Source organism: Polynucleobacter sp. MWH-UH19D (assembly GCF_040409795.1).
Taxonomy (GTDB): Bacteria; Pseudomonadota; Gammaproteobacteria; order Burkholderiales; family Burkholderiaceae; genus Polynucleobacter.
In genome coordinates, this window is the sequence record NZ_CP099571.1 from 213,615 (window position 1) to 235,115 (window position 21,501).

The following is a 21,501-nucleotide window of genomic DNA, read 5'->3' on the forward strand; positions in this document are numbered from 1 at the left end:
AATTTATGGGTGATCGATTAAAAGGTAAGGTAGCAATCGTTACTGGAGCGGCTAAGGGCATTGGTTTTGCAACGGCTCAGCGTTTTGCGCAAGAAGGTGCAATTGTGATCGTTGCTGATATTAACCCTGAAGCGGTGAAAAGTGCGGTTGCACAAATCCCGAATAGCGAAGCACATGTCATGAATGTGACAGATCGCGCGAGTATTCAATCGGTCGTCGATCAAGTAATGCAACAGCATGGCCGTATTGATATTTTGATCAACAACGCAGGCATTACTCAAGATGCCCGCTTAATCAAAATGACTGAAGCCCAATTTGATTCAGTTATTGACGTGAATCTCAAGGGTGTTTTCAATTGCACTCAGTTGATTATTCCTCATATGTTGGAGGCTGGTTCTGGCGCGATTGTAAATGCATCGAGCGTGGTTGGTTTGTATGGCAACTTTGGTCAAACTAATTACTCGGCTACAAAGTTTGGTGTGATTGGTTTTACCAAGACTTGGGCGCGTGAACTTGGCCCCAAAGGCATTCGTGTTAATGCGGTATGTCCCGGATTTATTGCTACTGAAATGGTGAAAGCCATGCCAGAAAATATTCTGAAAGATATTGAAAAGCGTAGTTGGCTTGGCCGTTTGGGTACCCCTGAAGAAATGGCTAACGTGTATTTATTCTTGGCTAGTGATGAGGCTAGCTATGTCAATGGCGTGGCATTAGAAGCTAGCGGCGGAATTTCGCTATAAGCATGAATCTCTTATACGAAGAGGGTGGCGACATCAAAATCGCCACGGTGCAGTCTGCAACCGGAACAGGTGATGTAGAGTCTTGGCAGGCAACGAGCTTGTCTGGCAAAAAAATCAAGCTTAAAGCCAAAGAGGTTTGGCTGCGTTTTGAAAAGCCTGAAGCGCCCGCTGTGATGGATGAAGCAACAACACTATCCAAAGAAATTGATTTGCAGTTGTTATGGGATTGCGCGCCAGATGAAGAATTTGGTCTGGTAGATGTGGCTCACGAGTACTTTGGAGATCAAGCAACCATTCCTCAACAAGTTTCGCTAGCGATCGCATTGCAAGGTGCACCAGTTTTTTTTCGTCGTAAGGGTCGAGGCCGTTTTCAAAGAGCCCCTTTAGAGCAGTTACAAGCAGGTCTAGCTGCGCTTGAGCGTAAGCAAAAAGAATTGGAGCAACAGTCCCTGTGGCAACAAGATTTAGTAGCGGGAGCATTTCCTGAGGCTTTGAAGGCTTCTGCCAAGCAACTGTTATTTGTTCCTGATAAAAATAGCTCTGCATACAAAGCCTTCAATGCTGCTTGTGCAGAGACGGGTGAGTCGCCTGCGCAATTGATGATTCGTTGTGGGGCAATTGACTCTCCATTGGCATATCACCAAGGAATGTTTTTAAAAGCCTACTTCCCTAATGGTTCTGTGCATAACCCAAATGTAGGGGTTGATCAGGATGCTTATGAAGCGGCGATTGCAGAACTACCTCTTGCAGATGTCCAGGCTTTTTCTATTGATGACTCTGGAACCACAGAAATCGATGATGCGCTCTCTGTAACAGAATTGCCAGAGGGCGGTCATCGGATTGGCATTCATATTGCAGCACCTGGTTTGGTACTAGCTAGAGATGATGCGCTTGATGAAGTGGCCCGCAGTCGGATGTCTACGGTCTATTTTCCGGGTGACAAAATCACAATGTTGCCTGATACCGTCATTCAGAAATTCTCTTTAGATGAAGGGGGTTCAAGACCTGCTTTGTCGGTGTATGTGGATATTAATGCTGAAGGGGTTGCAAATCGAGAGACTATTCAAATGCGTGCGGAAATGGTTCCGATTGCTGCGAATCTGCGTCTTGAGAATATTGAGCATTTGGTTAGTGACGAGACTTTGTTAGATGCCGCCACCAAATATCCTTACAAAAAAGAGTTGGCAATTTTATGGCGAGCAGCAAAACACTTGCATGCAGGGCGTCAAGAGAAGAGGCTGGCTAGTGGATTGCGTGTAGAGCAGTTAGGTTTAATAGATCCAAACGCTTTAGCAAGAGATTTTCATTTTCAAATCAAAAACAAGGATGGGGTTGAGCGGGTAGAAATTACTCCACGACAGCGCGGTTCTATTTTGGATACGATTGTTGCTGAGTGGATGATTTTTTGTAATAGCGCATCTGGTCAATTGCTGGCAGACCATGGGTTGCCTGGTTTGTTTAGGACGCAAAAGGGTTGGGGACCAATGCGCACCCGTATGCAAACTACCCCTGGACCCCATGAAGGTTTGGGCTTGGACTATTACGCCTGGTCTACCTCACCTTTACGTCGTTACTCCGATTTGGTAAATCAATGGCAGTTACTGGCGCTGGCAAAACATGGCGTTACCGCCAAGATGGTTGCGCCGTTTCCGCCACGAGATGCAGTATTGATGGGGATTGCTGCAGACTTTGAATCCTCTTATCAGGCTTATGGTGAGTACCAAGATCGTTTGGAGAAATATTGGTGTTTACGTTGGGTTGCACAAGATGAATCCCCAAGAGATATTTATGTAAGACATTTAAAAGAGGGTATGTCGAGGGTTGAGCCCATACCTTTACATTTACCTATTCCAGAAATGGCAAGTCATCCGCGAATGACTAGAGCCCTTGTGAAGGTATCAGATGTAGATTTATTGCAATTGAGTGCAGCAGTCAGGGTCATCGAGATTGAGAAAGATGACCAAGGTAACCAAGGTAACCAAGGCGAAGAAAACCAAGTAACTCCAGCAGCCGGAGATGCGGAAGAAGATGCGAGCTTGGAATAAAACGATGCATTTTCCGCGTTTTGAAAAAATAGCAAGACTGATTTCTTATTTTCAAAATGCTTGGCGTAAACATCCCTTTCGCTTAGCGCTTTGTATTTCGCTCTTTATTCACATTGTTCTCTTATCGTTTCGCTGGGGTATGGAGGAGATTCAGAATCGTCGCCTAAATACCCCGTTGAGTGTAGTTCTAGTAAATGCCGGTAGTAAGTCACCTCCTATGCAGGCAAATAAATTGGCTCAAGCTAACTTGCAAGGAGGCGGGAAGTCTGAGGTGCAGGATATAACGGCTTTGCATCGAGCTAGATTGGGTGCTGAGAGCCGTCTCGAGGTCTTGGAGAAACAGCAAAAGCAAATGTTGACCAAACTCGATGAGCAACAAGCTCGCTCTGGTGGTCGCAAAAGTAGCGACGAGCAAAAAATAGTTCAGCAGTTCAATTCCCTTGAGGCTGAATTAGCCAAGCGATTGCAACAAGATGGTCGTCAGCCGCGCCGTAAAGTGCTAGCTGGCGCTAACACTAAAGCAGTAGTCTTTGCTCATTATGTTGATGCGATGCGCCAAAAGATTGAGGCTTATGGCAGTACGTTTTTCCCGCGTGCAAATGGACGAGCTTTATATGGCAGTTTAGTAATCGTAGTAAGTGTGGATGCACAAGGTCGAATTGCCAATAACGCACAGGGGAAAGATGGACTTTCAATTGGGCGTAGTTCTGGTAATCCTGAGTTAGATCGTCAAGCGCTTGCAATTGTCAGAGCTTCTGCACCATTTGGCCCTTTTCCAGTAGAAATGCGCAATCAAATTGATGTGCTTGATTGGGTCTCAACTTTTGACTTCACCCGAGAGAGCGGTAATCATTTGGAGTTGCGGAACTAATTCGCTTATTCTGTAAGCCTTATGACTTCAAATACCAGCCTAGATCTTCATACCGACCCCAAACTTTTTGTGGGTAAGGATGTCTACGCGGTTGCAGGAAATCCCATTTCGCATAGCAAGTCCCCAGTGATTCACCAATACTTTGCAGAGCAGGCACAGCAAGCCATGCACTATGGACGCTTGCAACCAGAATTAGATGATTTTGCAAAAGCAGCCAGGTCATTTTTTGCTGCTGGTGGCAAAGGGATGAATGTCACAGTGCCTTTTAAGTTAGACGCCCAGGTTTTTGCAGATCAATTAACGAATCGCGCACAGTTAGCTGGTGCTGTGAATACGCTATGGATTGAGGATGGCAAAATTTATGGTGACAATACCGATGGCGCAGGCTTGGTACGGGATTTATTGGCACAAGGAATTGATATTCACGCCTCACGTATTTTGTTATTAGGTGCAGGTGGTGCATCACGCGGTGTGATTAGTCCTTTGCTGGAGCATTCACCTAAATGCCTGGTGATTGCTAATCGCTCTACCGCCAAAGCAGATGAACTAGTAAAGTTATTTGCTGATTTAGCTGCATGCAAAGAGGTGGCGCTAGAGTCCCGCACCCTAGCTGATTTAGAAAATTCTCAAAAGACACCACATGCTTTTGATCTAGTGATTAATGCAACCGCTGCGGGGTTGACTGATGAATCACCTTTGAGTGAGTTGGCGGTAACGCAGGTTTTCAAGCCTGGCTCATTTGCTTATGACATGGTCTACGGTAAGACAACTGCCTTTATGAAGCAAGCATTACAGCGTGGCGCTCGTATTAGCGATGGCTTGGGAATGCTGGTAGAGCAGGCGGCTGATGCGTTCTTGTTATGGCGTGGTTTAGAACTTGCTTCAAAGATCGATCCGCGTGCTGTCCTAGCTAAGTTACGCAGTTAATCTACTTCATTACATTAATTCTCATCTTTAATGCGCTGGATTTTTTATCCACTCAAATGTTTGTTAGTTGGCTTTGTCGCCATGCAACTGTATTTTGTAATTCAGATTGGTTTATGGACCAGCCTAGATCCCAGTAGTACAGCCTTCCAGAGGGCGGAACGTTGGCGCCTATGCTCATGGCATTTCACATGCTCTATTCAATCTCGATGGGTGCCCTATGACAAGATTTCAAATAATCTTAAGCGAGCAGTATTAGTTAGTGAAGACGATATCTTTTTTCAACACAAAGGGGTGCGTGTTGAGGATATGCAAAAAGCTTGGGAGAAAAATCAACAACAGAATCAGGAAAGATTGCGCTCTGGTGCAAAGACTAAGGTTGCCTTACGAGGTGGGTCAACAATAACCCAACAATTAGCGAAAAATCTTTTTTTATCTTCGGAGCAAAATTATTTTCGTAAGGCTCAAGAGCTCATGATTACTGGGTTGTTGGAGTTAATGCTTTCCAAGCAAAGAGTATTAGAGATTTATTTAAATTCAGTAGAGTGGGGCGAAGGCATTTTTGGGGTTGGTGCGGCTTCCCAGCATTACTTCGCTACTAGCCCAGCAAATTTAGATATTGAGCAAGCTGCTGCATTAGCCTCAGCTTTACCGGCACCAAAGTGTTTCGATAAAGCACAATATTGCCGTAAGGCTAATATTCATTTTCCGACTCGGCAAGAATTCATTCTGGAGAATATGGGGCGCGTCGCACTAGCCCCAATCCCTCCAATCCCTACACCTAAAAATACTAAGCGATAAGTTTATTCACCCACTAATATTTAAAGTGCTTGGCTTGCCGCTCTTAGTGCGTCACGCGTGTTTGTTGCGACTACTCTTGCTGCTTGAGCAAAATCGTTTCCTGAGCTGGCATACAAAATTGCTCTAGAAGAATTGATGATCATGCCTGTCCCAGGTTTGCCTGCGATTGCGCCTGCTTTAACAGTTGCATCAATATCGCCACCTTGAGCCCCAATACCTGGAATCAGCAAAGGCATATCGCCCACGATTGCGCGAACCTTGGCAATTTCATCTGGAAAGGTTGCTCCAACCACCAGACCAATTTGCTTGCTGCTATTCCATTGGGTAGCAGCAAGCTTCGCAATATGAAGATATAGGGGTTCGCCATTTGGCGAAACATTTAAGAACTGTAAGTCTGATCCACCGGGGTTAGATGTGCGGCATAAGACGATGACGCCTTTACCTGTATGTTTCAGGTAGGGCTCGATCGTATCGAATCCCATATATGGGTTAACAGTTATGGCATCTGCGCCATAGCGTTCAAAGGCCTCTAGGGCGTAATGGTCTGCTGTACTGCCAATATCCCCGCGCTTGGAATCCAAGATTACTGGGATGTGGGGGTATTTATTCTTCAAGTGGTAAATCAGCTTTTCAAGTTGAGCCTCAGCCCTTTGGGATGCAAAGTAGGCAAATTGGGGTTTAAAGCAACAAACGAGGTCTGCTGTAGCATCGGCAATTTCACGACAGAACTCAAAGATAGCTTCAGGTTTGCCTTGAAGGGATTGGGGGAGGCGCTTGGGATCTGGGTCAAAACCTACGCACAGCATGCTGCCTTGGGAAGCCCATGCAGACTGGAGTTGCTGGTAAAAGGTATTTGAGCGAGAGTTCATTCGATTTGGCTTATTTTAATGAAAAGGTCATGATCTATAGGATAAACTAGCGCACATTCCTTAGGAGTTCACCATGATCAACTTGTTCGTCCTGCAAAATGGCCGCCTCTCTCAAGAGCAAGTGGAAGATCGCAATGAATTATTGCAGTATGCCAATCCTATTTGGATTGACGTGGTTGACCCAGAAGAGGAAGAACTGATCTGGATTAAAGAGGCTTTTGGCGTACTTTTGCCTGAGCTAGATGACTTGGGCGACTTAGAGGCTTCTGCTCGCTACTTCGAAGCAGATGATGGTCATCTTCATATTCGTACCGATTTCTTATTGGACGAAGAGGAAACCTCTCGCAACGTACGCGTCGCATTCGTGCTCACCAAGCAAGTGTTGTTCTCCATTCATGATGAAGATTTGCCAGTATTCCGCTTAGTACGTTTGCGCGCTCGTTTGCGGCCAGGATCTGTTAGCAATGCAAAAGATGTTTTGTTGGATTTGTATTCAACAGATGCTGAATATTCTGCGGATGCCCTGGAAGAGGTTTATGAAAACCTTGAGCAAGCTGGTAAACAAGTTTTACAAGACGACATCAATGATGCGGATGCAGAACAGGTTCTCGAGACGATTGCGAAGGAAGAAGATACCAATGGTCGTATTCGTCGCAATGTCATGGATACCCGCAGAGCCCTATCTTTCCTAATGCGTAGTAAGTTGTTATCTGATGAGCAACAAGAGGAAGCGCGTCAGATTTTGCGTGATATCGATTCACTCGAAAACCATACCGCCTTCCTATTTGACAAGATTAACTTCTTGATGGATGCAACCGTGGGTTTCATTAACTTGAACCAATCGAAGATTATCAAGATCTTCTCGGTGGTATCAGTAGCCTTAATGCCGCCAACTCTATTGGCTAGCATTTGGGGTATGAACTATAAACATATGCCGGAGTTAGATGCAACTTGGGGCTATCCAATGGCAATTATTGCCATGATTGTTTCTGCGATTATTCCGCTGTGGTACTTCTATCGCAAAGGTTGGATGAAGTAATTCACCACGTTTTTGCTGGTAGCGCTAGTTCTTGAGAAGTTTTGCTAATTCACTGAGAACGTAATCGCAGGCTTGTTCACGAATGTCGTGTCGATCTCCATCAAAGAGCATTGTTTTGGCATGCACTATATTTTCGCCTGCAGCATTACGAATGGCCCAAGCAAAGCAGACCATACCAACAGGTTTATCTGCAGAGCCCCCGCTTGGCCCCGCAATTCCAGTAATAGACACGGCTACATTGACTCCCGCATTGATCTGAGCGCCTTCTGCCATGGCCTTGGCAACTTCTTCGCTGACTGCTCCAAAAGTCTCCAGTAATTTGCTTGGAACTCCCAAACACTCCATCTTGGCTTCGTTGCTGTAGGTGATATAGCCACGTTCGAACCACTGGCTGGAACCAGCAATTTCCGTCAAGTTGGCGCAAACCAGTCCACCAGTGCATGACTCTGCGGCAGTCATTTTCCAGTTTTTTAATTGCAGAATTTCTGCAAGAGTAGTAACGATGTCGGAGGTGTTCATCAAGAGAATTAAATTAAATGCATGGCACTGATCTGAACTATTGCAAGCACCACAAGTGTGAATAGTGCTGCTGCAAAATCATCAATCATGATGCCAAAACCTCGCCACCATATTTGCGCTTGAGTTGATGGCGTATCTAAATTTTCTCTATTTTTAAAATGGCGATCAATCATTCCTATTGGGCCTGGTTTAACTGCATCAAAAAATCGGAATACAGCAAATGCCAAAATCTGCATCCAAAGATTGGTCGGCATGATGAATGCCAAGATGATCCAAAACGCAATCATCTCATCCCAAACAATGCCGCCAAAATCCCGCTTTCCTAATTCTTCGCTGGTAGATCCGCAGATCCAGCAACCCAAGATGAACCCAGCCCCTAAAATCCATAAGAGAGTAGACGTATCGGATAAAGGAAAAATATAGTCGGCAATTAAAAAGATGGCCCAAGCCCAAAGAGTACCTGCTGTACCTGGAGCCATGGGGCTGAGACCGCTTCCAAATCCAAATGCAATCACTCTATCCACATTTCTAAGCATCCACTTCAAGTTGGGTTTGAAAGTTAACTCTTGTGAGGTGGTGTTATTCACGATGTGATTCATACTGCAAAGTGATCAAAGGATTTAAGAAGATTTGCTGTCTCCGATGCCGAGAGAATTTTTCCATCTGAGCCTATTACATGAACTTGCGACGCATCATTTTTTTTGCGAATGATGCGACCGATACATGTCAGTGGTAAATGAAGTGCATCGCTTATTTCTAAAATAACTTGATGTTGATCTCTGGAGGCGGTAAAGCACAGCTCATAATCATCACCCCCACAAGCGGCAAACTGATTTTGAATCTGAATACTCTGTTTTTTTAAGGTAGCTGATTTTGGTAGACGATCTAAGAAAATTTCTGCGTCTACTTGCGACTGGCGCAAGATGTGTTGCAAATCCCCAAGCAGTCCATCAGAAACATCCAGTGCAGCACTAGCGATCCCTCGCAATCTAAGTCCCAGTTCAACCCTTGGGGTTGGTTGGTGCATACGATGTTCAATTTCCTGAAAATAATTTGCAGGAAGAGGAAGTTCATGACGCAGTGCAGCAAGAGTCAGCCTTGCGTCCCCTACTGTCCCCGAAACCCAAACTTCATCATCGACCTGAGACCCTGATCTACGAATGGCTTTTCCATGGGGCGTGCTGCCAAGAGCGGTGATGGAAATATTGAGAGGGCCCGCAGTAGTGTCGCCGCCAATGAGTGGGCAATGAAACTGATCGGCTATTGAAAGTAGGCCCTTGGAAAAAGCTTCCAACCATTGAATATCAATATTTGGTAGTGCGATAGAGAGCGTGAAGCCAAGAGGTTTAGCGCCCATTGCAGCAAGGTCTGAAAGGTTGACTGCTAGGGCTTTACGGCCTAATTGTTCGGCATCTGTACCCTTCAAAAAATGTCGACCTTCCACGAGCATATCGCTAGTCATAGCGATTTCTTCGCCTAGTGGCGGGTTTATTAGTGCGCAGTCATCCCCAATACCTAAATTGATCGCAGAATTTGGCGATCGCGAGCTGGAGGGCGTTTTGAAAAAACGCTCAATCAGGTCAAATTCACCTAAAGGCTGTGAGGAAGAGTGCATATCTCATTTTATGGCTCTTGGTACTGAGTTGCTCGAGAGGAATAGAATTAATAACCTATTTAGCTTTAATAGACAAAGAAACAAAACAAACTAGTGAGTTCGTTGATGAGTAAAGATAACAGTAAAGAACAACAAATTGCAGCTTTGAGACAGGCCGCGCTTCAGTATCACGAGTCTCCAGTTCCTGGAAAGATTGAGATTGCTCCTACTAAGCAACTCACAAATCAACGCGATTTAGCCTTGGCTTATACGCCAGGAGTTGCAGCACCATGCGAAGAGATTGTGAAAGATCCTGCGAATGCATTTAAGTACACCGCCAAAGGCAATCTCGTTGGTGTGATTACAAATGGTACTGCAGTGCTTGGATTGGGAAACATTGGCCCACTAGCAAGTAAGCCGGTGATGGAAGGTAAGGCGGTGCTGTTTAAGAAGTTTGCTGGCATCGATGTTTTCGATATTGAAGTCAATGAAAACGATCCCGATAAATTGGTTGAAATCATTGCTGCACTCGAGCCAACATTTGGCGGCATTAATTTAGAAGACATCAAGGCGCCTGATTGTTTTGTGGTTGAGCGTAAGTTACAGGCGCGCATGAAAATTCCGGTCTTTCATGATGACCAACACGGCACAGCGATTGTGGTTGCGGCTGCAATTCTCAATGGTTTGAAGGTGGTTGGCAAAGAAGTAGGCAATGTGAAGTTGGTGACTTCTGGTGCTGGTGCTGCCGCCTTGGCATGTTTAGATTTACTGGTGGATTTAGGCATTCCACGTAAAAATATTTGGGTTACTGATCTTGCAGGTGTTGCATACAAAGGTCGTAAAGAATTAATGGATCCAGAAAAGGAGCCATTCTGCCAAGAGACCGATTTGCGCACCTTGGATGAGGTGATTGCGGGTGCTGATATTTTCTTGGGTCTTTCTGCAGGCGGTGTTCTCAAGCAAGACATGGTGAAGAAGATGGCGGATAAGCCACTCATCTATGCCCTTGCAAATCCTACTCCGGAAATCTTGCCTGAAGAAGTGAAAGCGGTACGTCCTGATGCAGTGATGGCAACTGGTCGTACTGACTATCCAAATCAAGTAAACAATGTTTTGTGCTTCCCATTTATTTTCCGTGGTGCATTAGACGTTGGTGCAACCACCATTACCCGTGGCATGGAAGTCGCTGCAGTCAAGGCCGTAGCGGAATTGGCTCAAGCTGAGCAAAGCGAAGTTGTTGCCTCGGTTTACGGAATTGAGAACTTATCATTTGGCCCGGAATATCTGATTCCTAAACCCTTTGATCCCCGCTTGATTACGGTGATTGCGCCTGCAGTAGCCAAAGCAGCGATGGATGATGGCGTGGCTTCGCGTCCTATCAAAGACTTTGATGCGTACCGTAATCAGTTGCAACAATTTGTGTACCACTCTGGTACTTTGATGAAACCCCTCTTTAGTATTGCTAAGCGAGTTGCAGCAAACCAGAAGCGCATTGTATTTGCCGAAGGTGAAGACGAGCGCGTATTACGCGCAGTACAAATCATTATTGATGAGCATCTAGCTACCCCAATTTTGATTGGTCGCCCAGCAGTAATTGATCATCGTATTGAGAAATTTGGCTTACGCATGAAAGCGGGCGATGACTTTGAGGTTGTTAACCCAGAGAGTGATGCACGTTACCGCGACTTCTGGCAGACCTATTTAGGTTTGACTGAGCGCAAAGGTGTCACTGAGTCATTTGCTAAATTAGAGATGCGACGCCGTAATAGTTTGATTGGCTCAGTCATGATCATTAAGGGCATGGCTGACGGTATGATTTGTGGCACGGTTGGTAACTCTGCAACCCATTTGAAATACGTTGATGAAGTAGTTGGTCGCGAGCCTGGTGCAAAAGTATATGGAGCTATGTCAGGATTAATTCTGCCTGGCCGCCAAGTTTTCTTAGTGGATACTCACATCAACATCGACCCCACTGCAGAAGAGTTAACTGAGTTAACTTTGATGGCAGCAAGTGAAATGCGCAAGTTGGGATTGGTTCCCAAGGTAGCGCTGCTCTCCCACTCAAATTTTGGATCCAGTAACGCACCATCTGCAGTCAAAATGCGTGAGGTGCTTGCTTTGATTCAAAAAGCAGATCCTACGTTGGAGATTGATGGCGAAATGCATGGCGATAGCGCTTTGGATGAAACCATTCGTGCTGGCGCAGTGACTTCATCTGCCTTAAAGGGAGATGCGAACCTACTGGTATTGCCAAATATTGATGCGGCGAACATCTCGTATAACTTGTTAAAAACAGCGGCTGGTAATGGCATTGCAATTGGACCGTTGTTATTGGGTGTTGCGAAGCCAATTCATATTCTGACTCCGGCAGCTACCGTCCGTCGTATCGTGAATGTAACTACTTTGGCGGTTGTTGAAGCTGCTAGCAACGCCAGAGGCATTTCCTAAGTCCTTGTAATTTATGTAAGTTAGTGATAACTTACATAAATTAATTACATATAAATCAATGACTTATAAATAAGTATACGTATTTGGGCTTGATTTGATGGCGTGTTAAGGGTAACCTAGCACCCATCATGAATAATCGCTCTGAAAACACCAATATAGCCAGCTTCGAAGAACATAGCCGCGCTGAAAGTTGGGATAGCAACGATCGACTTGAAACAGAATCGTCTGCTGCCAATGTTTATGCACAAGGCGGTTTATCTCGTTTACAAACCTATGCAGCAAATCAAGTTTCGGGGAAAAAAGTGACAGCTTCTTGGCGTGCCGCTTTGGCCGTTCGTGATGCCGGACCACCGGCTATGTTGCGCAGTGTGCGCACTAACATTGTGCAATCGATTCGGGCATTTCGCACGCCTGATTTGCAGGAAGCGGCTACTGAACTCGGTCAACATTTTGTTTATGCAAATTGTGCAAATGCGATGACCAAGGGTGAGGTTCTCGAGGCAATCGCAATTGCGTATACCTTCACAAAACAGCAAGCTAAGAATTTTGATCCGCTGTTAGATGCATTGACCACTACTACTGACAAGGCGGGCCAACAACCTGGATTCGTGGTGGTGCTTGAAGGTTTGCCTTGCACGCAGAAATTTGACAAAGAAGCGCGCGAAACTTTGTTGGATGTATTCCGTGATGCTGTTGATTATTGGGCTGAGCGTCGCACGCCTTATCGTGTTTTCTACTCTTTCGCTTAATACAAAGATAATCAAACCCCGCACCATGAAAACGCCTCAACCGAGGCGTTTTTGCATTTCAGGGTTCCACACGCTATGCACCGCTGTAATGGCTACGACGCCTGCTGTTTCAGTGCGGAGTATTCGTTCACCCAAAGAAACGATTTGATAGCCAGCAGCTTGTGCTTGCGCTTCCTCCTCGGGCGAATGCCCTCCTTCTGGGCCAATCATGAGAATGATGTCTTGAGGTGCATTTTTAACAAGAACGGAATACAAGCTTTGAGTAGCATCCGGACTTAAAAGAAGCTTGAGGGCAGATTTGGGTTCTTTCAAATAGGCATCAAAATTATGAATCGGCTCAAGGGTGGCAAGCACGGTTCTATCGCATTGTTCGCATGCCGCCTGAATAATGCCTTTCCAATGAGCTAGGCGCTTTTGGGCACGCTCTTGATCGCTTGATCGGGTTAACTTAAGAATCGATCGCTCGCACTGTAAGGGGGCGATGACTTGGGCGCCTGTCTCGATGGCTTTTTCCACGATCCAGTCCATTTTGTCGCCCCCGGCTAGTCCTTGGGCTAGGGTTATGGCATAAGGCGTTTCCCGGTGGATGTCAGTGCGAATTTCGCTTAATTGGGCTGAGCCACTTTTTCCGCTTAGGGAGAGGAGTTTGGCTTTGGCGACCTGGCCGTTTCCATCAAAAATCGGGAAGGTCTCTCCAAGTTCAATTCGCCTTACGCGTAAATGATGTGCCACCTCAGGGGTAAGGGGGGTTGGCTTTTCGGAATCCCATGGTCCGGGAAGATAAAATTGAGGCATTACTGAAATATAGCCAATTTATTTTCCTCGAGACTATTTTTACGATGTCAAATCTTCAAATTCGCATGGCCAACGCCATTCGCGCCCTGTCTATGGATGCAGTTCAGCAAGCCAATTCAGGGCACCCTGGTATGCCAATGGGTATGGCAGATATTGCTGTTGGCCTATGGAATGAGCATTTAAAACATAACCCTACAGATCCTCATTGGATTGATCGCGATCGCTTTGTATTGTCAAACGGTCATGGTTCGATGTTGTTGTATTCCTTATTGCATCTTTCCGGCTATGACTTACCAATTGAAGAGTTAAAAAAATTCCGTCAGTTGCACAGCAAAACACCGGGCCATCCTGAATATGGCATTACTACCGGTGTAGAAACGACTACAGGACCATTAGGTCAAGGAATCTCTAATGCAGTCGGTATGGCATTGGCTGAGAAATTACTTGCTGAAGAATTTAATCGCCCCGGTCACAACATCATTGATCACTACACCTATGTCTTTTTAGGTGATGGTTGCTTGATGGAAGGTATTAGTCATGAAGTCTGTTCATTGGCTGGCACATTGAAGTTAAATAAGCTGATTGCGCTTTGGGATGACAACGGTATTTCTATCGATGGAAAAGTGGTCTCTTGGTTTAGTGAAGACACGCCAAAACGCTTTGAGGCTTACGGCTGGAATGTCATCCGAGATGTAAATGGTCATGATGCAGAAGCAGTTTCTAAAGCTATTTCGGTTGCCAAGAAGAGTGATAAACCGACACTGATTTGTTGTAAGACGGCGATCGGCCAAGGCTCTCCAAATATGGCAGGAACCGATAAGGTTCATGGTTCACCACTTGGTGCGGCTGAGATTGCAGCAACACGCGTTGCCTTAAATTGGCCTTATGCTCCATTTGAGGTGCCTCAAGATATTTATGCGGCCTGGGATTTTAAAAAGCGTGGTCAAGCGCTTGAGCATGAATGGAATAAAGAATTTCAGAGTTACAAAAGTAAGTTTCCCGAGCTTGCAGCAGAATTGCAACGTCGTATGCAAGGTGATTTATCAAAAGATTTCGCACCAATACTCAATCAATATTTGAAGACATGTCAGTCCAACGCCGAAACTGTTGCGACTCGTAAGGCCAGCCAAAATGCGATTGAAGCATTAGCTCCTGCGTTACCTGAATTCATGGGCGGTTCTGCGGACTTAACAGGTTCTAATCTCACTAATTGGTCGGCATGCAAAGCGGTGCGCGGTGATCAATGGGGTAACCATATTAATTATGGCGTTCGTGAGTTTGGGATGAGTGCCATCATGAATGGTATTGCTCTACATGGTGGATATATTCCATTTGGCGGCACCTTTCTGACATTCTCGGATTACAGTCGCAATGCAATTCGTATGGCGGCACTGATGAAGTTACGCAGCATTTTTGTCTTTACGCATGACTCAATTGGTTTGGGTGAAGATGGTCCAACCCACCAGTCTGTAGAGCATGTTGCGAGCCTGCGTTTGATTCCAAATCTTATGGTTTGGCGTCCTTGCGACACCACTGAGAGTGCCGTAGCTTGGGGCGCGGCAATCGAGCGTAAGAACGGCCCAAGCGCTCTGATCTTTAGTCGCCAAAATTGCCCGTTTGTGCCTCGCTCGGCAGCGCAAATCAAAGATATTGTGCGTGGAGGTTATGTGCTGCGTGATCCGCAATCTGGAAAGATCAATGCAGTAATTATTGCAACCGGTTCCGAGATTGCCTTGGCCTTACAAGCTGCTGAGCGATTAGAAAAAGATGGTCTCGGTGCGCGCGTAGTCTCCATGCCATCAACTACGGTGTTTGATCAAGAAAATGCAAGTTATAAATCATCAGTCTTACCACCAAATATTCCACGTATTGCGATTGAGGCTGGTGTGAGTGATTTCTGGTGGAAGTATGGCTGTGCTGCAGTGCATGGAGTAGACACTTTTGGTGAGTCTGCGCCTGCGGGTCAGCTCTATGAATATTTTGGTTTAACAGCAGATCAAATCTCGAAGACTGTAAAACAGTGCATCTCGAAAAAGTAATCTGGAATGCACAGTGCAAATGAATTCAATATTAGCTAGGGGAAATCAATGACAATTCGTGTCGCAATTAATGGTTATGGGCGTATCGGTCGCATGGTATTACGGGCTTTGTACGAAGATCAAGTCAATGGCAAGCCACGTCGTGATATCAAAGTGGTTGCAATTAATGCGATGGGCGATATCGCGATTAATGCCCATCTGACTCAATATGATTCAGCGCACGGCCGCTTTCCTGCTGAGGTTTCAGTAGATGGCGATCACATGGTGGTTAATGGCGATCGTATCAAAATGTTTTGCACACGTAATCCTGCAGAAACCCCATGGGGCGAATTAGGTGTTGATCTCGTTTTGGAGTGCACTGGCAAGTTCACTTCAAAAGAAAAAGCCATGATTCATATTCAGCAGGGGGCAAAGAAAGTATTAATTTCCGCTCCTGGTGAAAAAGATGTAGACGCGACGATTGTGTATGGTGTTAATCAAAATGTGTTGAAGCCAGGCGATGTCGTTGTGTCGAATGCAAGCTGCACTACAAACTGTTTAGCACCATTGGTAAAACCATTGCTAGAAAAAATTGGTATTGAATCTGGCTTGATGACAACCATTCATGCCTTTACAAATGATCAGGTATTAACTGATGTGTATCACAAGGATATGCGTCGGGCGCGTTCTGCGGTAAGCAGCATGATCCCAACCAAAACAGGCGCCGCTAAAGCCGTTGGTTTGGTATTGCCAGCGTTGGCAGGGCGCTTTGATGGATTTGCGATGCGTGTGCCCGTGATTAATGTCTCGGTTGTGGATCTCACATTTGCCGCAAGTCGCGCAACCAGCGTAGATGAAGTCAATACGATTCTGAAGGCGGCTAGTGAGGGTGAGCTTAAAGGAATTTTGGGTTTCAATACTCTGCCTTTGGTTTCGATTGACTTTAACCATGACCCACGCCCAAGTATTTATGATGCTTCGCAGACTCGTGTTTCTGCCGACGGCAAATTGGTCAAGGTATTGGCCTGGTATGACAACGAGTGGGGTTATTCAGTGCAAATGCTCAATGCAGCAGAAGCATTAATGGCCGTTAAGTAATAGTTAACAACAATAAGCATTTAATTAACGCTTATTGTTGTTAAAAGTCGTTAAAAAACAAAAAAGACCTCAATTTGAGGTCTTTTTCGCATCTAGGGCTGCCTAAATATGCTTAATTGATCCTAAAAGCACTTATTTTTGCTTATTTCGACAATTTTTCTTCTGGCAATGGCCGTACATGGCTAAAGCATGCTCTTGCAGCTTAAATCCTAGGTTTTTAGCGATATCCCGCTGCCTTTTCTCGATGGCCTCATCTACAAACTCCTCTACGTGCCCACAGTCTAGGCAAATTAAATGATCGTGGTGCTGGCCTTCATTGAGCTCATAGATCGCCCTGCTATCCCCCTTGCTAGACTCAAAATGGCTACGAAGCAATAAGCCAGCTTGTTCAAACTGTGTGAGCACCCGATAAACCGTAGCCAAGCCAATTTCTTGGTCTTCTTTGGCTAAAGCCATAAATACGTCTTCAGCGCTGAAGTGAGTACCGCTATTCTGGTGAAAAAAGTCCAAGATCTTCATTCGTGGACCTGTGGCCTTGAGGCCAATATCACGTAAATTTTCAGGAGTAGGGTTTTGGTTCGTATTCATGGGTTTGGAGGCTAAAATCAATGTCTTAATGATACGACCAGCTATGCAAAATTGCCTTGAACTTTTTAGCCACTTTTTGAATGCACTCACAAAGGGGCTTTTGACTTCCTCTAGGGGGGGAGTTGTGGCGATGGCTTTGTTGATGGGTCTTCTAATGAGCAGTTGTTCAACCGCGGTGGATGAGACTCAACGCGCTTGGATGAATAAAGTATTTCGACCATATGTTCCAGATGTAGTTCAAGGTAACTTTATTTCTAGTGAGCAATATGCCAAATTGAAAGTAGGCATGAGTCGTGAGCAGGTACGCCAAATTTTAGGTACTCCATTGTTAACAAGTTACTTTCATGCGAATCGTTGGGATTACGTATTTGAATTTAAGCGCGCAGGTCAGCGTGTAGGCAAAGAGCGTCATGTCACTGTGTATTTCGATGGTGACAAATTAGTGAAATTTGAGGGTGACGCATTGCCTACAGATGTAGAGTTGGTTGCAGAGATTGATAACTACGCTAAATCAAAGCGATCATTCTGGGATGTCATGACAGGTTCAAACAAGCCACCCGTGACCCCGCCATTGCAACAACCTGAGGTATTGGTGCCAAGCAAGACCGATAACTTATCAGCTGGCACTGCCATACCGCCGCTACCCCCTGAAGCTAAAAGCTCATTTTGGGACTTCTTTGGCTCTTCGAGCAAGTCTGAGACTAAGTCAGAAACATTGGGGCCAGGTGCTTTGAATACTCCACCTGCAAATGAAGTAAAGCAATAAATAGAATCGGCAAAATTTTTGTACTAACACCATGGGAAACCATAGGCATTTCAAAAACAGGCATAGCCTCTTGAAGCGCCTTTAATTAGAAGCGAAGAAACACATGATGAAAATTGCAATTGCTGGAGCCACTGGGCGCATGGGCAAAATGTTAATTGAGGCTGTCCTTAATTCTACTGATGCTCAACTGGTTGGCGCTCTTGATCATTCTTCTTGCTCCCAACTTGGTGATGATGCGGGCGCGTTTTTAGGTAAAAAGACTGGTGTGGTGATTTCATCAGATGTGGCTGCAGTTTTGGCGAATGCAGAGTTTTTGATTGATTTCACAAGACCAGAAGGAACAATGGCTCATCTTGCTGTGGCTGAAAAAACGGGCACCAAGATGATTATTGGTACGACAGGGCTTAGCGCAGATCAAATCGCCAATCTAAAAAAAGCATCTGCGAAATTGGCAATCGTATTTGCTCCCAATATGAGTGTTGGCGTGAATGCGACTTTTAAGCTTTTAGAAATTGCAGCCAAGATGCTGAATCAAGGATATGACATCGAAGTCATCGAGGCGCATCATCGTCACAAGGTAGACGCACCATCAGGCACAGCATTAAAAATGGGTGAAGTGATTGCAGAAGCATTGGGTGAGAAGCTTGACGACGTTGCTGTGTATGCACGCGAGGGCCATACAGGGGAACGTAAAGAAGGATCCATTGGCTTTGCCACGATTCGAGGCGGAGATATTGTGGGTGATCACACAGTGTTATTTGCGGGTGATGGCGAGCGCATTGAAATTAGTCACAAATCCTCCAGTCGTCAGTCATATGCACAAGGTTCATTGCGTGCCGCACGTTTCTTGCAAGGGCAACATTCAGGTCTATATGACATGCAAGACGTGTTGGGATTACGTAAGTAAAGCAAAAATAGAGTCAGAAGAATAAAAGAAAAGAGTTGTATTGAATGAGTAAGGATTACGACTATCGCGCAATTGAAGCAGCAGCGCAAGCCGATTGGGAATCTGCGCAAGCCTATAAGGTTGTAGAAAATGCAGTTGGTGCAGATGGCAAGAAAAAGCCAAAGTATTACGCATGCTCTATGTTGCCTTATCCATCGGGCAAGTTGCATATGGGCCATGTTCGCAATTACACGATCAATGATGTAATGGCTCGTCAACTGCGTATGCAGGGGTATAACGTTTTAATGCCTATGGGTTGGGATGCATTTGGTATGCCCGCAGAAAATGCTGCCATTCAGAATAAGGTTCCGCCTGCACAGTGGACTTACGACAACATCGCTTATATGAAAAAGCAGATGGCAGCGATGGGTCTAGCAATTGACTGGTCAAGAGAGGTTGCTACTTGTAGTCCTGATTACTATCGCTGGAATCAATGGCTCTTCCTGAAAATGTTAGAAAAGGGTATCGCCTATCGTAAGACTCAGGTAGTGAATTGGGATCCGATTGATCAAACCGTTTTAGCAAACGAGCAAGTGATTGATGGTCGCGGTTGGCGTTCAGGCGCTTTAGTTGAAAAGCGTGAGATTCCTGGCTATTACTTCAACATTACGGCCTATGCAGAGCAGTTGCTCTCTGGTTTAGATGGCTTGGGCTGGCCCGAGCGTGTCAAAACCATGCAGCAAAACTGGATTGGTAAGAGCCGTGGGGTGCGTTTCGCTTTCAAGCATGAAATTACGGATGCGCATGGTAATTTCATTCAAGATGGTTTGCTCTATGTTTTCACTACGCGTGCTGACACCATTATGGGCGTGACATTTTGCGCAGTAGCTGCAGAGCACCCGCTGGCAAGCAAGGCCGCAGAAAGTAATCCAGCGCTAGCCGCATTTATAGAGAAATGTAAAACTGGAAGTGTGATTGAAGCCGATCTGGCCACACAAGAAAAAGAAGGTATGTTCACCGGTTTGTATGTGACACATCCCTTAACCAATGAGCCAGTCCCTGTGTGGGTTGGCAACTATGTATTGATGTCGTATGGTGATGGCGCTGTAATGGGTGTGCCTGCTCACGATGAGCGTGATTTCGCCTTTGCGCTTAAATATGACCTACCAATTAAACAAGTGATTGCGCTTAAAGGCGAGTCACCCATGTTTAATTCCACTCGTTGGGAAGATTGGTATGCTCAGAAAGAGGGTGTTGTTTGCTTCAACAGCGGTAAATATGACGGTCTCTCTTACGATGAAGCGGTTAATGAGGTTGCCAAAGATTTGGGAGAAATGGGTATTGGTGAAATCAAGACTACCTATCGTTTGCGCGATTGGGGCATCTCTCGTCAGCGCTATTGGGGTACACCGATTCCGATTATTCATTGTGGCGATGAGCAAAACCCTGGCTGCGGTACTGTGCCAGTTCCAGAAGCCGACTTGCCTGTAGTGCTACCAGAAGATTGCGTGCCTGATGGCAGTGGCAATCCATTGAATAAGCGCGCTGACTTCTTAAATGTGAAATGTCCTAAGTGCGGGAAGCCTGCTCGACGCGAAACTGACACCATGGATACCTTTGTGGATTCTTCATGGTATTTCATGCGCTATACAGGGTCAGATGCCAAGACGATGGTTGATGTGCGCAATGAATACTGGATGCCAATGGATCAGTACATTGGCGGTATTGAGCATGCAATCTTGCACTTACTGTATGCGCGCTTTTGGACTAAGGTCATGCGTGATCTGAATTTGATCACGTTTGATGAGCCTTTCCAGAATCTGCTGACGCAAGGTATGGTGCTTAACGAGACCTATTACACCGAAGAGGCTTCAGGCAAAAAAACTTGGCTGAATCCTTTGGATGTTGAATTAGATCTGGATGAAAAAGGCCGCCCTCAGGGCGCCAAGTTAAAGGGAGATTCTTCTGGAGCGCCAGTCATGATTGGCGGTGTTGAGAAGATGTCCAAGAGCAAGAATAATGGCGTTGATCCCCAGGCTTTAATTGATCAATATGGCGCTGATACTGCTCGCTTGTTTGTGATGTTTGCTGCACCACCGGAGCAGCAACTTGAATGGTCAGGAGCTGGCGTAGATGGCGCTTCCCGTTTCTTGCGCCGCGTGTGGAATTATTCAAGTAGTCAAGCTAGTTTTGTTCGTGAAGCGAACGATGCGATACCAAGCAACTTAAATGACGCCGAAAAAGAATTACGTCGAGAATGCTATTCGGTGCTGAAGCAAGCCAATTTTGATTATCAGCGTCGCCAGTACAACACTGTGGTATCCGCTGCCATGAAAATGCTCAATGTTCTTGAGCCAATTAAGCTAGGTCAGGATTGCGCAATTAGTGCCCCAGTATTACGTGAGTGTCTCAGTATTCTGTTGCGTATTCTTTATCCGGTAGTGCCACACCTGACTCATGTTCTGTGGAAGGATCTTGGGTATGTCAACATGTTTGGACCTTTATTGGATGCTTCTTGGCCATCTGTTGATGAGTCTGCCCTCGTTCAAACAGAAATTACTTTGATGCTACAGATTAATGGCAAGCTCCGTGGTGAAATTAAGATACCAGCTGATGCCAGTAAAGAACAAATCGAAGCCTTGGCATTGCAAAGTGAACCTGCAAGCAAAGCCTTAAATGGTGGTGCGCCTAAGAAGGTGATTGTCGTTCCTGGCCGCTTAGTGAATGTTGTTGCTTAAACAGATAGAAAGC

Annotated in this window: 19 protein-coding genes; 13 read left to right on the forward strand and 6 right to left on the reverse strand. The window is 45.6% G+C overall.

Going from position 1 to position 21,501, the window contains the following annotated elements; genetic code table 11:
* Positions 1 to 5 precede the first annotated feature (5 nt).
* The 5 genes from fabG to mtgA are packed head-to-tail and all read left to right on the forward strand — an operon-like array spanning position 6 to position 5,381.
* The gene (fabG, locus tag NHB34_RS01140; RefSeq protein ID WP_353427730.1) at positions 6 to 740 is read left to right on the forward strand and encodes a 3-oxoacyl-ACP reductase FabG; all 735 of its coding nucleotides are present in this window, start codon (positions 6 to 8) and stop codon (positions 738 to 740) included.
* Between the two features lie 2 nt (positions 741 to 742).
* A complete protein-coding gene (locus tag NHB34_RS01145; RefSeq protein WP_353427731.1) occupies positions 743 to 2,785 on the forward strand; it encodes an RNB domain-containing ribonuclease in 2,043 nt (680 codons plus the stop codon).
* On the forward strand, positions 2,757 to 3,656 hold the full coding sequence (locus tag NHB34_RS01150; RefSeq protein WP_353427732.1) for a TonB family protein: 900 nt from the start codon (positions 2,757 to 2,759) through the stop codon (positions 3,654 to 3,656). Before NHB34_RS01145 ends, NHB34_RS01150 begins: the two co-directional genes overlap by 29 nt.
* A gap of 21 nt (positions 3,657 to 3,677) precedes the next feature.
* On the forward strand, positions 3,678 to 4,583 hold the full coding sequence (gene aroE / locus NHB34_RS01155; RefSeq protein ID WP_353427734.1) for a shikimate dehydrogenase: 906 nt from the start codon (positions 3,678 to 3,680) through the stop codon (positions 4,581 to 4,583).
* 30 nt (positions 4,584 to 4,613) lie between these two features.
* The gene (mtgA, locus tag NHB34_RS01160) at positions 4,614 to 5,381 is read left to right on the forward strand and encodes a monofunctional biosynthetic peptidoglycan transglycosylase (RefSeq protein WP_353427735.1); all 768 of its coding nucleotides are present in this window, start codon (positions 4,614 to 4,616) and stop codon (positions 5,379 to 5,381) included.
* A gap of 20 nt (positions 5,382 to 5,401) precedes the next feature.
* On the opposite strand, the gene pyrF is transcribed toward mtgA, so the two are convergent.
* Positions 5,402 to 6,250 (reverse strand): orotidine-5'-phosphate decarboxylase, encoded by an 849-nt coding sequence (pyrF, locus tag NHB34_RS01165; RefSeq protein WP_353427736.1) that lies wholly within the window; start codon positions 6,248 to 6,250, stop codon positions 5,402 to 5,404.
* Between the two features lie 73 nt (positions 6,251 to 6,323).
* Between pyrF and corA the strand changes: the two genes are divergently transcribed.
* On the forward strand, positions 6,324 to 7,289 hold the full coding sequence (gene corA / locus NHB34_RS01170) for a magnesium/cobalt transporter CorA (RefSeq protein ID WP_353427737.1): 966 nt from the start codon (positions 6,324 to 6,326) through the stop codon (positions 7,287 to 7,289).
* A 24-nt stretch (positions 7,290 to 7,313) separates the two neighbouring features.
* Here corA and NHB34_RS01175 read toward each other — a convergent pair whose 3' ends face one another.
* Genes NHB34_RS01175 through thiL form a run of 3 tightly spaced genes read right to left on the reverse strand, consistent with a single transcriptional unit; the run spans position 7,314 to position 9,423 of the window.
* Entirely contained in the window at positions 7,314 to 7,808 is a 495-nt protein-coding gene (locus NHB34_RS01175) for a CinA family protein (protein WP_353427738.1), read from the reverse strand.
* Positions 7,809 to 7,816: 8 nt separating this feature from the next.
* The gene (locus tag NHB34_RS01180; RefSeq protein WP_353427739.1) at positions 7,817 to 8,407 is read right to left on the reverse strand and encodes a phosphatidylglycerophosphatase A; all 591 of its coding nucleotides are present in this window, start codon (positions 8,405 to 8,407) and stop codon (positions 7,817 to 7,819) included.
* The gene (gene thiL / locus NHB34_RS01185) at positions 8,404 to 9,423 is read right to left on the reverse strand and encodes a thiamine-phosphate kinase (RefSeq protein WP_353427741.1); all 1,020 of its coding nucleotides are present in this window, start codon (positions 9,421 to 9,423) and stop codon (positions 8,404 to 8,406) included. Before thiL ends, NHB34_RS01180 begins: the two co-directional genes overlap by 4 nt.
* Before the next feature lie 105 nt (positions 9,424 to 9,528).
* On the opposite strand from thiL, the gene NHB34_RS01190 reads away from it, so the two are divergent.
* Entirely contained in the window at positions 9,529 to 11,850 is a 2,322-nt protein-coding gene (locus NHB34_RS01190) for an NADP-dependent malic enzyme (RefSeq protein ID WP_353427742.1), read from the forward strand.
* 128 nt (positions 11,851 to 11,978) lie between these two features.
* Positions 11,979 to 12,599, forward strand: a complete 621-nt coding sequence (locus NHB34_RS01195; protein ID WP_353427743.1) for a barstar family protein — start codon at positions 11,979 to 11,981, stop codon at positions 12,597 to 12,599.
* 36 nt (positions 12,600 to 12,635) lie between these two features.
* Here the strand turns inward: NHB34_RS01195 and NHB34_RS01200 are convergent, their stop codons facing one another.
* Entirely contained in the window at positions 12,636 to 13,394 is a 759-nt protein-coding gene (locus NHB34_RS01200; protein ID WP_353427744.1) for a 16S rRNA (uracil(1498)-N(3))-methyltransferase, read from the reverse strand.
* A gap of 44 nt (positions 13,395 to 13,438) precedes the next feature.
* Here NHB34_RS01200 and tkt point away from each other — a divergent pair, with 44 nt between their 5' ends.
* Positions 13,439 to 15,433, forward strand: a complete 1,995-nt coding sequence (gene tkt, locus NHB34_RS01205; RefSeq protein ID WP_353427745.1) for a transketolase — start codon at positions 13,439 to 13,441, stop codon at positions 15,431 to 15,433.
* A 48-nt stretch (positions 15,434 to 15,481) separates the two neighbouring features.
* Positions 15,482 to 16,510 carry a type I glyceraldehyde-3-phosphate dehydrogenase gene (gap, locus tag NHB34_RS01210; protein ID WP_353427746.1) on the forward strand — a complete coding sequence of 343 codons (1,029 nt, stop codon included), beginning with the start codon at positions 15,482 to 15,484 and terminating at the stop codon, positions 16,508 to 16,510.
* A 132-nt stretch (positions 16,511 to 16,642) separates the two neighbouring features.
* Here the strand turns inward: gap and fur are convergent, their stop codons facing one another.
* Entirely contained in the window at positions 16,643 to 17,098 is a 456-nt protein-coding gene (gene fur / locus NHB34_RS01215; RefSeq protein ID WP_173955007.1) for a ferric iron uptake transcriptional regulator, read from the reverse strand.
* 154 nt (positions 17,099 to 17,252) lie between these two features.
* Here fur and NHB34_RS01220 point away from each other — a divergent pair, with 154 nt between their 5' ends.
* The 3 genes from NHB34_RS01220 (at position 17,253) to leuS (ending at position 21,488) form a co-directional block, all read left to right on the forward strand.
* Positions 17,253 to 17,864: an outer membrane protein assembly factor BamE gene (locus tag NHB34_RS01220; protein ID WP_353427748.1), complete on the forward strand. Its 612-nt coding sequence runs from the start codon at positions 17,253 to 17,255 to the stop codon at positions 17,862 to 17,864.
* A 106-nt stretch (positions 17,865 to 17,970) separates the two neighbouring features.
* Positions 17,971 to 18,771, forward strand: coding sequence for a 4-hydroxy-tetrahydrodipicolinate reductase (gene dapB / locus NHB34_RS01225; RefSeq protein ID WP_353428519.1), 801 nt, complete (start codon positions 17,971 to 17,973; stop codon positions 18,769 to 18,771).
* A 44-nt stretch (positions 18,772 to 18,815) separates the two neighbouring features.
* Positions 18,816 to 21,488 carry a leucine--tRNA ligase gene (gene leuS / locus NHB34_RS01230; RefSeq protein WP_353427749.1) on the forward strand — a complete coding sequence of 891 codons (2,673 nt, stop codon included), beginning with the start codon at positions 18,816 to 18,818 and terminating at the stop codon, positions 21,486 to 21,488.
* The last annotated feature ends 13 nt before the right edge of the window (positions 21,489 to 21,501 follow it).

Coding starts and splice junctions, on each gene's coding strand:
- fabG (WP_353427730.1), top strand. CDS start 6: ATGGGTGATCGATTAAAAGGTAAGGTAGCAATCGTTACTGGAGCGGCT.
- NHB34_RS01145 (WP_353427731.1), top strand. CDS start 743: ATGAATCTCTTATACGAAGAGGGTGGCGACATCAAAATCGCCACGGTG.
- NHB34_RS01150 (WP_353427732.1), top strand. CDS start 2,757: ATGCGGAAGAAGATGCGAGCTTGGAATAAAACGATGCATTTTCCGCGT.
- aroE (WP_353427734.1), top strand. CDS start 3,678: ATGACTTCAAATACCAGCCTAGATCTTCATACCGACCCCAAACTTTTT.
- mtgA (WP_353427735.1), top strand. CDS start 4,614: ATGCGCTGGATTTTTTATCCACTCAAATGTTTGTTAGTTGGCTTTGTC.
- pyrF (WP_353427736.1), bottom strand. CDS start 6,250: ATGAACTCTCGCTCAAATACCTTTTACCAGCAACTCCAGTCTGCATGG.
- corA (WP_353427737.1), top strand. CDS start 6,324: ATGATCAACTTGTTCGTCCTGCAAAATGGCCGCCTCTCTCAAGAGCAA.
- NHB34_RS01175 (WP_353427738.1), bottom strand. CDS start 7,808: ATGAACACCTCCGACATCGTTACTACTCTTGCAGAAATTCTGCAATTA.
- NHB34_RS01180 (WP_353427739.1), bottom strand. CDS start 8,407: ATGAATCACATCGTGAATAACACCACCTCACAAGAGTTAACTTTCAAA.
- thiL (WP_353427741.1), bottom strand. CDS start 9,423: ATGCACTCTTCCTCACAGCCTTTAGGTGAATTTGACCTGATTGAGCGT.
- NHB34_RS01190 (WP_353427742.1), top strand. CDS start 9,529: ATGAGTAAAGATAACAGTAAAGAACAACAAATTGCAGCTTTGAGACAG.
- NHB34_RS01195 (WP_353427743.1), top strand. CDS start 11,979: ATGAATAATCGCTCTGAAAACACCAATATAGCCAGCTTCGAAGAACAT.
- NHB34_RS01200 (WP_353427744.1), bottom strand. CDS start 13,394: ATGCCTCAATTTTATCTTCCCGGACCATGGGATTCCGAAAAGCCAACC.
- tkt (WP_353427745.1), top strand. CDS start 13,439: ATGTCAAATCTTCAAATTCGCATGGCCAACGCCATTCGCGCCCTGTCT.
- gap (WP_353427746.1), top strand. CDS start 15,482: ATGACAATTCGTGTCGCAATTAATGGTTATGGGCGTATCGGTCGCATG.
- fur (WP_173955007.1), bottom strand. CDS start 17,098: ATGAATACGAACCAAAACCCTACTCCTGAAAATTTACGTGATATTGGC.
- NHB34_RS01220 (WP_353427748.1), top strand. CDS start 17,253: ATGAGCAGTTGTTCAACCGCGGTGGATGAGACTCAACGCGCTTGGATG.
- dapB (WP_353428519.1), top strand. CDS start 17,971: ATGAAAATTGCAATTGCTGGAGCCACTGGGCGCATGGGCAAAATGTTA.
- leuS (WP_353427749.1), top strand. CDS start 18,816: ATGAGTAAGGATTACGACTATCGCGCAATTGAAGCAGCAGCGCAAGCC.